This is a genomic window from Novosphingobium sp. B 225, assembly GCF_002198665.1.
Taxonomy (GTDB): domain Bacteria; phylum Pseudomonadota; class Alphaproteobacteria; order Sphingomonadales; family Sphingomonadaceae; genus Novosphingobium.
On sequence record NZ_MWLM01000021.1, the window covers coordinates 15,001 to 26,878 of the forward strand.

Consider the following 11,878-nt stretch of genomic DNA (forward strand, 5'->3'; position numbering starts at 1 on the left):
CACATTGAGCGAGGCTGCCGCGCCCGACGCCAGCTTGCGCAGTCAGGTCCGCAGCGCCGTGATCTGGCGTTCGGGGACACAAGTGTTCAGCCAGCTGCTCAGCTGGGCTTCTACCTTTCTGGTTATCCGCATTCTGGCTCCGGCCGATTACGGGCTGTTCGCGATGACATCGGTGGTGCTGGTGCTGCTGGGCCTGCTCAACGGCTATGGCTTTGCCAATGCCGCAATCCAGGACCGTGCGGGCGGCAAAACCCAGTTGCGGCAACTGTTCGGGCTGCTGATTGTGGTCAACGGTGCCCTGGCGGCGGTGCAATTCCTGACCGCCCCGCTGGTGGCGGCTTACTATCAACAGCCCCAGGTTACCGCGCTGCTGCAGGTTCAGGCGCTGATCTATCTGACCAACCCGTTTCTGGCGCTGGGCTATGCCGTCCTTTCGCGCGAGATGGACTTTCGCAAACAGGCGCAAGTCAATGTCGGATCGGCGATCCTGTCTGCGCTGGTCGCGCTGGCGGGCGCCATGGCCGGGCTGGGCGTCTGGACCCTGATCGTCGCGCCGCTGACCGGCTTCGTCACCCGCGCGCTGGGGATGATGACCGTGGCGCGCGCCTGGATGTGGCCCAGTTTCAATTTCCGGGGCAGCCGCGCTTTGGCCGATTACGGCGGGATCGTGATGGCCGGGCAGGTGTTCTGGTTCCTCCAGACCCAGGCCGACATCATCATTGCCGGACGGATGCTGCCGGCGCACGAGCTGGGCTTTTATACCACCAGCCTGTTTCTGGCGCAGATCTTCGTCAACAAGGTGGTCCCGCCGCTGAACGAAGTGGCCTTTTCTGCCTATGCCCGGATGCAGGATGATCGCGCTGCGCTGGCAGAAGGGTTCCTGACCAAGGTCCGGGCGATCATGCTGCTGTCGATCCCGTTCTGCCTGGGCCTTGCCGCGGTGGCAGAACCGGCGATTCAGGTGATGCTGGGCGAAAAGTGGCTGCCCGCCGCGCCGGTCGTCCGGCTGCTGGCGCTGACCATGCCGTTCATGACGCTGCACGTGCTGTTTGCACCTGCCACCAATGCGGTCGGGCGGCCGGGCATCGCCACGCGCAGTGCGGTGCTGGGATCGATCGTCATGCCGCTGGCTTTCTATCTGGGGGTGCGCTGGGGCGGCGCAGAGGGCATCGCGGCCGGGTGGCTGCTGGGCTATCCGATCATCACCTTTGTCACCGCGCTGTGGGCCATGCCCGTGCTGGGCGTCACCATGGCCCGGCTGGGCCAGTCATTGCTGCCCACCGTGCTGGCGGGCAGCGCCATGGCCATGGTGGTTACGCTGGTGGATCAGGCCGCGCACGGCCTGCACCCCGCAGCACGCCTGCTGGTGCTGGTGGCGGCCGGCGGGGCGACCTATGGCCTGTGGCTGCTGGGCTTCGCACGCGAACGCCTGGCCGAAGCCTGGGCGCTGGTCAGGAAGAAGTAGGTCTTTAGAGTATGTCCTGTTTAGTTTGAACCGAATAGCCCTTCCCCTTGGGGGAAGGGTTGGGATGGGGGGTCTGTCCTCTCGATAGCAGAGAACCCCCACCCCCAGCCCCTCCCCACTGGGGAGGGGAGCTTCGGTCTAATCAAGACACTGGCTAGCGCCCCAGCGCTGCAATCACCCGCCGCGCGGCCTGCGCATAAGCCCCGCGGGTAAAGCGGTGGGTGCCAACGAAGTGCACGAACGGCACTGACGCGGCCACCGGCTCATCCCAGTAATTGAGATAACGGTCATAAGGCAGCAGCAGCGCATCGGGCTCATTCGCGATAACGAAGTTCGACGTCACCTGTTCGCTGCCCCATTCGGACCATTTGGTCCGGCCCAGCAGGCGGTCGGCTTCGGCCGAGAAGGCCTCCGCCAAAGCGCGGCCTTCGCCGCCCGGTGCAAATCCGGCAAAGCCCGAGCAGCCGCGCGCATAGTGCAGCGCATCACGGCCCGGGATAGCCATCTGTTCCATCGCCTGCTCGATCGCCGACTGGACATGGACCGGTCCGGCCCCGGCGCTGGCCCGTGCCCGCGCCGAAACTTCTGGCAGCGGCAATATTTCACCGTCCACCCCGCCGCGCAGGGTAAAGCTGTGTCCCGCTGCGATTGCCCCGGCAATCTCTCCCACCGGGCCAAGCGTGACCGTATCGGAATCGAGCTGGATCACATAATTGTCGCGCCGCAGATCAAGGATCGTCAGCAGCCGTTCCCAGGTTCCCCCGACCGGACAGGGACCGGTATCGACCGAAGCAATCGGGATGATGCGGGGATTATCGAGGTGCCGCGCCAGCACGGCCTTGTCGCCGCCGGTCAGGCTGCCATCGTCAAGAATCACCACCCGGCCGCGCTGCAATTGCGCGTGGAGCGATTTGACCGCGACCAGATAGGGCAGCAGCACTTTGGTCCCGATCATCGAGAACAGCACCAGTCCGTCGTCGGCGGCCCGGATCGCCGGAGTTTCCAGCACGGCGCGGGCATCGCGCTGGAACTGGGCCTCGCGCAGTTTGCGCTCGATCTTGTGGTGCAGCATGAACATGGTTCACGCATAGCAGCAGGCGATTAAGCAAAGGCAAATGCCGACCAGCCGCCTTGCCGGTCCGTTCGGCGGCATGGCGGTGCGCCTTACTGTGGTATATGCTGACCCGCCTGAGGAGAGGTCACCATGCCGATACAACAGCTGTTCGCCCCGCTGATCCCGCTGCTCGCCGCGTTTCCAATGCTGACCGCGCAGGATGGCGGCCCGCAAGCCAGCCAGACCGATGTGGTGGCGATGCGCAAGGACGGGCATGACCGGATGACCGTGCCGGTGCGGGTGCTGGATCAGGGGCCGTTCCAGTTCCTGATCGATACCGGCGCGCAGAACACCGTGATTTCGACTGCCCTGGCCGGCAAGCTGGCATTGGTTCCCAACCGGCGCGCGAAGCTGGTGGGTGTGGCCGGCAGCGAAATGGTCGATACGGTTGACATCGATCAGATCGATCTGGGTCGCCGCTCCTATTACGGCCTGCTCGCTCCGCTGCTGCAGGGGGAACATATCGGCGCGGACGGGATCATCGGGCTCGACAGCTTGCAGGATCAGCGGGTGCTGATGGATTTCCGCAAGGGGCTGATCGCGATCAACGATGCCAAGACACTGGGCGGCAATTCGGGCTATGAAATCGTCGTGACGGCCAGGCGCATGTCCGGGCAGTTGATCATGACCGACGCGGTGATCGACGGGGTCCATACCGCAGTGGTGATCGATACCGGGGCGGAAACCTCGATCGGCAACATCGCGCTCCACAAGGCGATGGCGCGGCGCGGCAACCATGGCACTACCACGCTGAACAGTGTGACCGGGCAATCGATCGAGGCGCAGATCGGGTTCGGCCGGGAGCTGCGGATCCAGGACATGCAGCTCAACAACGTCTGGATCGCCTTTGCCGAGGCGCCGGCCTTTGAAGCGCTGGGCCTGAAGAAGAAGCCCGCGCTGCTGCTGGGGATGCGCGATCTGCGCAGCTTTGACCGGGTCGCGATCGATTTCGCCACGCGCAAGATCCTGTTCGATCTGCCCAGGGCCGCGCGTTAGTTCCCCTTCCCTTTCCTCCCCGCAGGCCTAGATAGGGCCGATGCGCCCAGACCTGCCCGCCGCCGCCAGTGATGCCCGCCACGATGGCTGGGGCACGCTGCGCCGCTTCCTGCCCTACCTGTGGCCCAGTGACCGCCCGGCGCTGCGCTGGAACATCGTGGGCGCGGTGCTGCTGGTGCTGGCGGCCAAGGCGGTCACCCTGGCGCTGCCGTTTGCCTACAAGCGCGCGATCGATGCCATGGGTGCCGGGTCCAGCCCCGCCGCCTTCCAGCTGGCCTTCGCGCTGGTCATGGCCTTTGCCCTGGGGCGGTTCGCCGGGGTCCTGTTCGACAACCTGCGCAACATCGTGTTCGAACGCGTCGGTCAGGAAGCGACCCGCCAGCTGGCCGAAGACGTGTTCGCCCGCCTGCACCGCCTGTCGCTGCGCTTCCACCTCGCCCGCCGCACCGGCGAGGTGACCAAGGTGATCGAACGCGGGACCAAGAGCATCGACGTGATGCTCTATTTCATGCTGTTCAACATCGCCCCGACCGTGATCGAGCTGACCGCGGTGGCGGTGATCTTTCAGCTGCATTTCGGCTGGGGCCTGGTGGCGGCGACCGCGCTGGCAGTGGTGGCCTATATCTATGTCACCCGCTGGATCACCGAATGGCGCACGGCGCTGCGCGAACAGATGAACCGGCTGGATGGGCAAGCACTGGGCCGCGCGGTCGATTCGCTGCTCAACTATGAAACCGTCAAATACTTCGCCGCCGAAAAGCGCGAGGAAGCGCGCTATGCCCAGGCCACCCGCGCCTATGCCGATGCCGCGATCAAGAGCGAGAACAGCCTGGGGCTGCTCAACGTCGCGCAGGCGCTGATCACCAACCTGCTGATGGCCGGCGCGATGGCCTATACCGTGTGGGGCTGGTCCAGGGGTGAATATACCGTGGGCGATCTGGTCTTCGTCCAGACCTATCTGACCCAGCTGTTCCGCCCGCTCGACATGCTGGGCATGGTTTACCGCACGATCCGCCAGGGGCTGATCGATATGGCCGCGATGTTCAACCTGATGGATACCGAGATCGAGGTGCGCGATGCCCCCGCCGCCCCGGCGCTGCTGGTCAACCGCCGTCCGGCGCTCGTGTTCGACAATGTGGTGTTCGGGTACGAGCCCGACCGCACCATCCTGAACGGGCTGTCGTTCGAAGTCCCCGCCGGATCACAGGTCGCCGTGGTCGGCCCAAGCGGTGCGGGCAAAAGCACGATCGCGCGGCTGGTGTTCCGGTTCTATGACCCGTGGTCGGGCCGGATCCTGATCGACGGGCAGGACATTCGCGGCGTGACCCAGCAAAGCCTGCGCGCCGCGCTGGGGATCGTCCCGCAGGATTCGGTGCTGTTCAACGATACCATCGGCTACAACATCGCCTATGGCCGGGGCGATGCCGGGCCTGCCGATGTCGAAGCCGCGGCGCGCGGCGCGGCGCTGATGGACCTGATCGGCCGCCTGCCGCAGGGCTTTGATACCGAAGTCGGCGAACGCGGGCTGAAACTGTCAGGTGGGGAAAAGCAGCGGGTCGCGATTGCCCGCACCCTGGTCAAGAACCCGCCGATCCTGCTGCTGGATGAAGCGACCAGCGCGCTGGATACCCGGACCGAGCAGGACATCCTCGCCACGCTGCATTCGGTTGCCGAAGGGCGCACCAGCCTGTCAATCGCGCACCGGCTTTCGACCATTGCCGATGCCGACCGGATCTTCGTGCTGGATCAGGGCCAGCTGGCCGAAAGCGGCACCCACACCGAATTGCTGCGCCGCGACGGGCTCTACGCCGAAATGTGGGCCCGCCAGGCCGAAGCCATCGAGGAAGCCACAGAGGCGGCCGAATGAGCGCGCACGAACTGGAACTGCTGGCACGCGGCGGAACGCTGGCGCTGCTGGCGCTGTGGTCCTGGCTGCTGTGGCGTGACAGCCGGGCGCAATTGGCGGCGCGCTGCGCGATTGCGATGAACGTGGCGATTGCCAGCTATGTGTTCGTGACTTCTGGCTGGTCCGAAACGCCCAGTCCTGAAGGTCTGCTGTTTTCGCTGGCGGCCGGATCAACCCCCGGGCTGTTCTGGCTGTTCGCCAAGACCTGGTTCGAAGATCTGAACGCGCTCGCGCGCCGCGATCTGGCTTTGGTGCTGCTGGCTGCGGCCAATTCCCTGGTGATGCAGCTGTCCTTTGCTGCTGGCGGTCCTGTCAATCTGATCTCGTCTGCGCTGTTCCGTCTGGCCATGCTGGGCTTTGCCGGGGCCGGGCTGTGGCATGCCTGGCGCGGGCGCGAGGGCGATCTGATCGAGGGACGTCGGCGGGTCCGCTTCTGGATGGTGGTCACGGTCGGGCTTTATGTCGTGGCGATCACCTTTGCCGAACCGCTGGTTTATGGCGGCGGCGCGCCGCGTGTGATCATGTCGCTGATCGGGGCCAGCACCGCTTTCAGCACATTGGGGTTCTGCGCAGCAATGTTTGGTGTGCGGCAAGCCGACATGTTCGGCGCGAGCGCCCGCCCCGGCCAGCGCCAGCCATTGCCGCAGGACGCAGCGCTGGCCGAACGGCTGCACCAACTCATGGAACGCGAAAAGCCCCACCGCGATGAAGGCCTGTCGATCGCCGCGCTTGCCGCGCGGCTGGGGGAGCAGGAATACCGCCTGCGCCGCACGATCAATCAGGGGCTGGGGCACCGCAATTTCGCGCAGTTCCTCAATTCGTGGCGGCTGGCGGAAGTGAAGCAGGCACTGGCCGACCCGGCCCAGCGCGAGGTTCCGATTCTGACCATCGCGCTCGATGCCGGGTTTGGCTCGCTTGGCCCGTTCAACCGCGCCTTCCGCGAAGCCGAAGGTGCGACCCCCAGCGAATACCGCGCCAGGGCACTGGCCGATTCCGAAATCGGCTAGCCGGATTTGATCCCGGCAGAGCCACTGACCTGCGGTTCTGGCAGGCATGGGGCATACCAATCCGGGAGAACACCTGATGAATACCCCGCCCAGCCTGCTCGAAGTGGTTCAGGCCGATTTCCTGCATTCGTTCATGTTCGACATGGGCCGTTATCTGATCGGCGCCGGGCTGATTGCCGCCGCCGTCTGGCTGCTCAGCCGGACCAGCTGGGCCGCGCGCAAGATCCAGCGCCGCCGCGCCAGCCGCGCTGACTTCACCCGCGAATTCAGCGCCTCGGTGCGCACGGTGCTGGTCTTTACCGTGCTGGCGATGCCGATGGTCTGGGCGTTTCAGCATGGCTATCTGCACCAGTGGTCGGGCACGCTGACCCCGCTCAGCTACACGCTCTATCTGGCCGCGATCCTGCTGGCGCACGATAGCTGGTTCTATTGGACCCACCGCGCGATGCATTTGCCCGCGCTATACCGCAGCTTTCACCGCTTTCACCATCTGACGATTACCCCCACCGCCTGGACCGCCTACAGCTTTGCCATTCCGGAAGCCGCGGTCAGCTTTCTGTTCATGCCGGTCTGGCTGGCATTGGTGCCGACGCCGAACCCGGTGGTGTTCACGTTCCTGGCCCTGATGATCCTGCGCAACGCCATGGGCCATGCCGGGCTGGAACTGCATCCGCGCGGCTGGGCGGGCCATCCGCTGCTCAAGTGGATTTCAACCACCACCCACCACGACATGCACCATGGCTCCAGCTACAACCACAATTACGGGTTCTATTTCACCTGGTGGGACAAGCTGATGGGGACCGAGCATCCCGATTATGTCGCGACGTTTGACCGGGTCACCGGCGCGCGCGCAGTGGCAGATCAGCCTTTGACCACATCCGCCTCATGCCAGACCACTGCCTGAGCAGCCTTCATGCAGCCGCCTTCTTCATCCCAGGCGATCGAGGGTGAACCATAGAGCCGCCACCCCTGCTCCAGCGCCTCGGACACCCGCTCGCAAAAGGCGCGGTCGTCCTTGCCGGTGAGCAGGCGGTAGATCGGGCGGTCATCGGGGGTCTGCATCGCCCGATTCTAGGAGGCTTTACGCAAAACCTCAATCATCCCGGAAAGCGCTCAAATTCAGGTAAGTCGTGTGCGGATCGCATCCAGTCGATCCGTTCTGCCACCTGGATATGCGCGCCCGGCGGAAACGCTGCTGGATCGTCAAATGTGGCCGACTGGATATCGACAATGCCGGGCAGATATTCGGCGTTGCGATAGGCGATACCTGAACCGCATTTCGGACAGAAGCTGCGCAGCGCCGTGCCCGACGAATTGAATGTAACCAATTCGCCCTTTTCAAGCGTGAAAGCGTCTTCAGCAAAGGCCGCCCAGCTGACCATTGGCGCTCCGGCGCTTCTGCGGCAATCGCGGCAATGGCACAGCGCGACATGCCGGGGTTCCCCCTCAACCGCATAACGCACGGCGCCGCAATGGCACCCACCGGTCCGCTTCATCCTCACTCTCCCGTTCGATTCGGGACAGAACATTATGTGAACATAATTGCTCTTACAAGATATACTTCGACAGGTCGGTGTCCTTCGCCAATCCGGCCAGCCGATCCCGGACATAGGCCTCATCCACCGTCACCGTTTCTCCGGCGCGGTCTTCGGCTTCAAAGCTGAGTTCTTCCAGCAGCCGCTCCATCACCGTCTGCAGCCGCCGCGCGCCGATGTTTTCGACCGCTTCGTTGACCTGGGCCGCGATCCGCGCGATTTCGCGCACGGCTTCGGGGGTGATTTCCAGCGTGACCTGCTCGGTCCCCAGCAGCGCCTTGTACTGCGCGACCAGATTGGCGCGGGTTTCGCTGAGGATGCGGACGAAGTCTTCCTCGCTCAGCGCCTTCAGCTCGACCCGGATCGGCAGGCGGCCCTGCAGTTCGGGCAGCATGTCGCTGGGCTTGGCCACGTGGAACGCACCGCTGGCGATGAACAGCACGTGGTCGGTCTTCATCGGGCCATACTTGGTGGCAACGGTGGTACCCTCGATCAGGGGCAGCAGATCGCGCTGCACCCCTTCGCGGCTGACCGAACCGCCGCGCACATCCGAAACCGCGATCTTGTCGATCTCGTCCAGAAACACGATCCCGTTGGTTTCGGCGTTGGCCAGCGCGACGCGGGCAACGTCGTCCTGATCCATCCGCTTTTCGCTCTCTTCGTCGATCAGCTTGGTCCAGGCGTCGGGCACTTTCAGCTTGCGCCGCTTGAGGTTCTGCTTGCCCATTGCCTTGGACATCATTTCACTCAGATTGATCATGCCAACGCCGCCGGGCATCCCGGGAATGTCCATTCCCATGCCCGGAGCATCCTCGACCTCGATCTCCACCTCGACGCTGTCCATCGCCTTTTGCGCGATGCGCTGGCGGAAACTTTCGCGGGTCGCTTCGCTGGCCCCATCGCCGACCAGCGCTTTCAGCAGCCGGTCCATCGCCGCACTTTCCGCTGCATCGCGCACCGCGCCGCGGCGGCGATCCTTTTCCAGCCGGATCGCTTCTTCAACCAGATCGCGCGCGATCTGTTCGACATCGCGGCCGACATAGCCGACCTCGGTGAACTTGGTCGCCTCGACCTTGACGAACGGCGCGTCGGCCAGTTTGGCCAGGCGGCGGCTGATCTCGGTCTTGCCGCAGCCGGTCGGCCCGATCATCAGGATGTTCTTGGGCGTCACCTCGTCGCGCAGCTCGGGCGAAAGCCGCTGCCGCCGCCAGCGATTGCGCAGGGCGACGGCCACGGCCTTTTTGGCATCGGCCTGACCGATGATGTGAAGGTCCAGCGCCGCGACGATCGCTTTGGGAGTAAGGTTGTCAGTCATATCATTCCTTGGGCTCTCTCCCCTTCAGGGGAGAGATACGAAGACTTGGCTGCGCAGCAGGCTAGTCGAAGTTGAGAGGGGGGCGCGCACTCCCCCTCTCCCAACCCTCTCCCCTTCAGGGGAGAGGGCTAAATTGTTTCCACCGTCACGCGGTCATTGGTGAACACGCAGACTTCGGCGGCGACCGCCATGGCGCGGCGGGCGATCTTTTCGGGGTCCTGTTCGTATTCAACCAGCGCCTTGGCGGCGGACAGGGCATAGTTCCCGCCAGAACCGATCGCGGCGATCCCTTCTTCTGGTTCCAGCACGTCCCCGTTGCCGGTCAGGATCAGCAGCACGTCCTTGTCAGCCACGATCATCAGGGCTTCCAGATTGCGCAGATACTTGTCGGTGCGCCAGTCCTTGGCCAGCTCCACCGCCGCGCGCATCAGCTGGCCGCGATGTTGCTCAAGCTTCTTTTCCAGCCGCTCGAACAGGGTGAAGGCATCCGCTGTCGCTCCGGCGAACCCGGCGATCACCGAGCCATCGCCCAGCCGCCGCACTTTGCGCGCATTGGGCTTCATCACGGTGTTGCCCATGGAAACCTGGCCATCGCCAGCGATCACGGTCTTGCCGTTCAGCTTGACGCCGATGATGGTGGTGCCATGCCACTGGATCAGGCCGTGGCTGTCAGAAGAAGTGTTCATGCCCCGCTATATGGCAACGCCTGCGCGGGGTTCAAGCTTGTCCCCGCCGCCCCACGGCGGAAGCAACCCCGGCCCATGAGCGCTTCGTTTCAGCGAAGCGCGATCAACGCGTGGATCAGCTTCCGTTCGGACCGCCGCCTGCGCCGCCGCCGCCAGGGCCGCCTGCGCCGGTGCCAACCGTGCCGATATTGCCGAACAGATCCTCAATAAAGGTGCGTTCGCGGCCCAGCGTGGGGGTCTTGTTGCCATCGGGGTCCAGCCGCGCGACCTTTTCAAGGCCCGCCCGGTCGATCCCGGCGACATTGCCCTGGTCATCAAAGCGGACCCGCAGGATCAGCTGTTCGTTCGCGCGCGGGCGGGTGAAGGCCGCCTGCTTGGTGTTCTGCGAGATATAGAACCAGTCCTTGCGGCCGAATTCCGAAATGAAAGTCGGGCGGCCCAGGGTGCGTTCCACCGAATCGCGATTGTCGATCCCCGGCTGGACCGAATCGAGCAGCGCCTGATCGACGATATAGCCACGGTGATCCTTGATCGAAGCGCAGCCGCCCAGCGCCAGCACCACGGCGGCGCCCAGCACGGCCACTTTCAGCTTCGGTCCCGCATTCCGCATCTCGACTGCACTCCTCTGGCCATTGCGGCCCTGCGCGGTGTAAACTATCGCGCCGAGCCTTAAGGCCATGGCTGGCCGCTGGCAATGAATTTGGGCGAAGTGCCCACCGCGGGTTTAATCGCGGCTGAATGGAAGGAATGCATGCGATGGGGCTTTTCGCCCGCCTGTTCGGACCGCGCGGGGATGACAATGCCCACGTCCGCCCGCTGTGGCACGCGGTGGTTGCCCGCGCCCGCGACAAGCAGCTTTATGCCAGGTGCGGCGTGGCAGACAACGTGGCCGGGCGGTTCGATGCGATCACGCTGATGCTCTCGCTGGTGCTGCTGCGGATGGAAGGTGATGAAACGATCGCCCCGCATACCGGCCGGCTGACCGAACTGTTCGTGACCGACATGGACGGACAGCTGCGCGAAAGCGGGGTCGGCGATCTGGTGGTCGGCAAGCACATCGGCAAGCAGATGATGGTGCTGGGCGGGCGGCTTGGCGCGCTGCGCGAGGCGCTGGGTGAGGCGGACGATCAAAAGCTGGTGGCCATGATCGAACGCAATGTCACCATGCTGGACGGAGCCGATCCGGCGCTGCTGGCCGCCGAACTGCGCGCAATCGCCGCGCGGCTGGCCGCTAAGTCAGCGGACGCAGTCATGGCGGGGGACCTGGCATGAGCGAGTTCAGCCGCCTGTTCGATGTCCGCCACTTGCCGGGCGCCAAAGCGGAACTGAGCGCCACGCCCGAGGAATGCGCGGCGCTGGCGCAGCGCTTCGATCTGGTTTCGGTCGGCGCGCTGACCGCAGTGATTGAACTGATCGGCACTGGGCCAAAGGTATCCGCCAAGGGCCGCCTGCGCGCCGACATAGTGCAAAGCTGTGCCGTATCGGGCGAGGACCTGCCGGCGCGGATCGACGAAGCGATCGACTTGCGCTTCGTTCCCGCCGGTCCGGCCAAGGGCGGCGAAGTGGAGCTGGAAGCCGAAGATCTGGACGAGATCGAATACCACGGCACCCAGTTCGACCTGGGCGAAGCGCTGGCGCAGGGCCTGGCGCTGGGGATCGATCCTTTTGCCGTAGGCCCGAACGCCGAAGCCGCGCGGCTCAAGGCCGGGCTGCTCGATCCCAGTGCAAGCGGCCCGTTTGCCGCGCTCAAGGGGTTGCTGAAGGAGTAAAGCCCCGCTCAGAACGGGATATCATCGTCCAGATCGTCGGCGAACCCGCCGCCGCCGCTGGGTGCGCCGCCGCCCTGGTTCCAGC

Annotated in this window: 13 protein-coding genes (1 of these 13 cut by a window edge); 7 read left to right on the plus strand and 6 right to left on the minus strand. The window is 64.7% G+C overall.

The annotated features are described in order from the left end of the window. On the plus strand, nucleotides 1–1,465 hold the 3' portion of the coding sequence (locus MNBBLIKP_RS02275; RefSeq protein WP_088307050.1) for a lipopolysaccharide biosynthesis protein. 5 nt of this gene lie to the left of the window's left edge; 1,465 of the gene's 1,470 nt are visible here — the last part of the coding sequence; the start codon falls outside the window, past its left edge; its stop codon occupies nucleotides 1,463–1,465. Between the two features lie 154 nt (nucleotides 1,466–1,619). Here the strand turns inward: MNBBLIKP_RS02275 and MNBBLIKP_RS02280 are convergent, their stop codons facing one another. Then, nucleotides 1,620–2,543, minus strand: a complete 924-nt coding sequence (locus MNBBLIKP_RS02280) for a hypothetical protein (protein WP_088307052.1) — start codon at nucleotides 2,541–2,543, stop codon at nucleotides 1,620–1,622. A 126-nt stretch (nucleotides 2,544–2,669) separates the two neighbouring features. Here MNBBLIKP_RS02280 and MNBBLIKP_RS02285 point away from each other — a divergent pair, with 126 nt between their 5' ends. The 4 genes from MNBBLIKP_RS02285 to MNBBLIKP_RS02300 all read left to right on the plus strand — a co-directional run bounded on the left by MNBBLIKP_RS02285 (nucleotide 2,670) and on the right by MNBBLIKP_RS02300 (nucleotide 7,392). Continuing rightward, nucleotides 2,670–3,575: a retropepsin-like aspartic protease gene (locus MNBBLIKP_RS02285; protein ID WP_088307054.1), complete on the plus strand. Its 906-nt coding sequence runs from the start codon at nucleotides 2,670–2,672 to the stop codon at nucleotides 3,573–3,575. A gap of 40 nt (nucleotides 3,576–3,615) precedes the next feature. Continuing rightward, a complete protein-coding gene (locus MNBBLIKP_RS02290; RefSeq protein ID WP_088307056.1) occupies nucleotides 3,616–5,442 on the plus strand; it encodes an ABCB family ABC transporter ATP-binding protein/permease in 1,827 nt (608 codons plus the stop codon). Further along, on the plus strand, nucleotides 5,439–6,488 hold the full coding sequence (locus MNBBLIKP_RS02295) for an AraC family transcriptional regulator (protein ID WP_088307058.1): 1,050 nt from the start codon (nucleotides 5,439–5,441) through the stop codon (nucleotides 6,486–6,488). The genes MNBBLIKP_RS02290 and MNBBLIKP_RS02295 overlap by 4 nt, the downstream gene beginning before the upstream one ends. A 76-nt stretch (nucleotides 6,489–6,564) precedes the next feature. Continuing rightward, complete coding sequence (locus MNBBLIKP_RS02300) at nucleotides 6,565–7,392, plus strand: sterol desaturase family protein (protein WP_176399621.1); 828 nt, start codon at nucleotides 6,565–6,567, stop codon at nucleotides 7,390–7,392. Here the strand turns inward: MNBBLIKP_RS02300 and MNBBLIKP_RS02305 are convergent. From MNBBLIKP_RS02305 to MNBBLIKP_RS02325, 5 genes are all read right to left on the minus strand, one after another. Next, nucleotides 7,350–7,550, minus strand: coding sequence for a DUF1737 domain-containing protein (locus MNBBLIKP_RS02305; RefSeq protein WP_088307062.1), 201 nt, complete (start codon nucleotides 7,548–7,550; stop codon nucleotides 7,350–7,352). The genes MNBBLIKP_RS02300 and MNBBLIKP_RS02305 overlap by 43 nt on opposite strands. 35 nt (nucleotides 7,551–7,585) lie before the next feature. Further along, nucleotides 7,586–7,984, minus strand: a complete 399-nt coding sequence (locus MNBBLIKP_RS02310; RefSeq protein WP_088307064.1) for a GFA family protein — start codon at nucleotides 7,982–7,984, stop codon at nucleotides 7,586–7,588. 52 nt (nucleotides 7,985–8,036) lie between these two features. After that, the gene (gene hslU / locus MNBBLIKP_RS02315) at nucleotides 8,037–9,338 is read right to left on the minus strand and encodes an ATP-dependent protease ATPase subunit HslU (protein WP_088307066.1); all 1,302 of its coding nucleotides are present in this window, start codon (nucleotides 9,336–9,338) and stop codon (nucleotides 8,037–8,039) included. 128 nt (nucleotides 9,339–9,466) lie between these two features. Beyond that, entirely contained in the window at nucleotides 9,467–10,024 is a 558-nt protein-coding gene (gene hslV / locus MNBBLIKP_RS02320; protein WP_088307068.1) for an ATP-dependent protease subunit HslV, read from the minus strand. A gap of 115 nt (nucleotides 10,025–10,139) precedes the next feature. Further along, complete coding sequence (locus MNBBLIKP_RS02325; protein WP_369678905.1) at nucleotides 10,140–10,703, minus strand: outer membrane protein assembly factor BamE; 564 nt, start codon at nucleotides 10,701–10,703, stop codon at nucleotides 10,140–10,142. Nucleotides 10,704–10,780: 77 nt separating this feature from the next. Between MNBBLIKP_RS02325 and MNBBLIKP_RS02330 the strand changes: the two genes are divergently transcribed. Together MNBBLIKP_RS02330 and MNBBLIKP_RS02335 are read left to right on the plus strand one after the other, a co-directional pair. Beyond that, nucleotides 10,781–11,296: a ubiquinol-cytochrome C chaperone family protein gene (locus MNBBLIKP_RS02330; RefSeq protein ID WP_088307076.1), complete on the plus strand. Its 516-nt coding sequence runs from the start codon at nucleotides 10,781–10,783 to the stop codon at nucleotides 11,294–11,296. Beyond that, entirely contained in the window at nucleotides 11,293–11,793 is a 501-nt protein-coding gene (locus MNBBLIKP_RS02335) for a YceD family protein (RefSeq protein ID WP_088307072.1), read from the plus strand. The genes MNBBLIKP_RS02330 and MNBBLIKP_RS02335 overlap by 4 nt, the downstream gene beginning before the upstream one ends. The last annotated feature ends 85 nt before the right edge of the window (nucleotides 11,794–11,878 follow it).